The 1,446-nt window shown below is 61.4% G+C and carries 2 protein-coding genes and 1 pseudogene; all 3 read right to left on the bottom strand.

Features of this window, described 5'->3' with window-relative positions; all coding sequences use genetic code 11:
- Positions 1-587, bottom strand: a 587-nt coding sequence (locus EOA86_RS34560) for a class II aldolase/adducin family protein (protein WP_128345606.1), incomplete at its 3' end; no start/stop codon positions are given.
- Positions 588-672: 85 nt separating this feature from the next.
- Positions 673-1,314 carry an urease accessory protein UreG gene (ureG, locus tag EOA86_RS34555; RefSeq protein ID WP_128345604.1) on the bottom strand — a complete coding sequence of 214 codons (642 nt, stop codon included), beginning with the start codon at positions 1,312-1,314 and terminating at the stop codon, positions 673-675.
- A pseudogene (locus EOA86_RS41620) lies at positions 1,311-1,446 on the bottom strand (DUF3995 domain-containing protein); the annotation flags it as partial. The gene ureG and the pseudogene EOA86_RS41620, both read right to left, overlap by 4 nt.

The following is a 1,446-nucleotide window of genomic DNA, read 5'->3' as shown; positions in this document are numbered from 1 at the left end:
AAATAGAACATGCGGTTGAAGGTGTCGGCGACGCTATCGCCGATGACCAGCACGCCATGGTTGCCCATGACCATTACCTTGACCTTCGGATCGGTAAGCAGCTGTGAGCAGCGTTCGCCCTCTTCCTCGAAGGCGAGCCCGCCATAATGGCCATCGACGACGTGACGGTTGAAGAAGATTGCCGAGTTCTGGTCGATCGGCGGCAACGTCGAGTCGGCGAGCGAAGCGAGCACCGTGGCGTGGATCGAGTGCACATGCATGACGCAGCGCGCATGACGCACATTACGATGGATGGCGCCATGCAGGCCCCATGCCGTCGGGTCGGGTGCATTCGGGCCGGAGAGCGTATCGGGATCGTTGGCGTCGATGAGCAGCAGGTCGCTCGCCTTGATGCGTGAGAAATGCACCTGGTTGGGATTCATCAGGAATTGCGAGCCGTCATCGTTGACGGCCAGCGAGAAATGATTGGCCACGGCTTCATGCATGTTGAGCCGCGCCGTCCAGCGGAAGGCGCAAGCCAGATCGACGCGCTCCTCGTAGAAGGGCAGGTTGGTCAGCATTTCCTTCTGCAAGCGGGCGATGCTCATCGAAAACCTCCGTGAAAGAAACAAGGATGCCGCGCGCCGCGGATGCGCGCAACCGGTTTCGTTTGGTGCAGACGAGCGCTTTGCCTCACGCCGCAGTGCTTCTGGCGGCACCGGCGCGCAGCCCGCCATGCTCGACTATGAAATCGATCACTTCCTGCAGCCCCTTGCCGCGCGACAGATCGGTGAAGCCGAACGGCCGCTTGCCGCGCATGCTGGCGGCATCGCTCTCCATGACATCGAGGTTGACGTTCACATAAGGGGCGAGATCGCTCTTGTTGATGACCAGGAAATCGGACCGGGTGATCGCCGGCCCGCCCTTGCGCGGGATTTCCTCGCCTTGGCAGACGGAGATGACGTAGAGCGTCAGATCAGCGAGGTCGGGGGAAAACGTGGCGGCAAGATTGTCGCCGCCCGATTCGATGAAGACGATATCGAGATCCGGGAATTTTTTGGTCATCTCGGCGATCGCCTGCAGATTGATCGAGGCGTCCTCGCGGATGGCGGTGTGCGGGCAGCCGCCGGTTTCGACGCCCATGATGCGATCCTCGGGCAGCGCCTGAAGCCGGGCCAGCATCATGGCATCTTCCTTGGTATAGATATCGTTGGTGACCACGGCGATGGAGAACTCGTCGCGCAGCGCCTTGCAGAGCTTTTCGGTGAGCGTCGTCTTGCCGGAGCCGACGGGACCGCCGATGCCGATGCGAAGGGGACCATTGGCTTGTGTCATCTAGCGAACTCCGTGATGGCAAGGACGGCGAAGCCGAGCCCGATCAAAAGGCACAGCGGCGAATAATAGCTGACATCGAGCCGGGCGAAGGGCTGTTCGGGCGCCAGCCGGCGCCACCACGGTGTAAAGCCT

It is taken from the genome of Mesorhizobium sp. M5C.F.Ca.IN.020.32.2.1 (genome assembly GCF_004023105.1).
Classification (GTDB): Bacteria; Pseudomonadota; Alphaproteobacteria; order Rhizobiales; family Rhizobiaceae; genus Mesorhizobium; species Mesorhizobium wenxiniae.
This window is presented reverse-complemented; position numbering and strand designations above follow the sequence as displayed.

Bases quoted from the DNA above. Each gene is read 5' to 3' on its own strand.
- ureG (WP_128345604.1), bottom strand. From the start codon at position 1,314: ATGACACAAGCCAATGGTCCCCTTCGCATCGGCATCGGCGGTCCCGTC.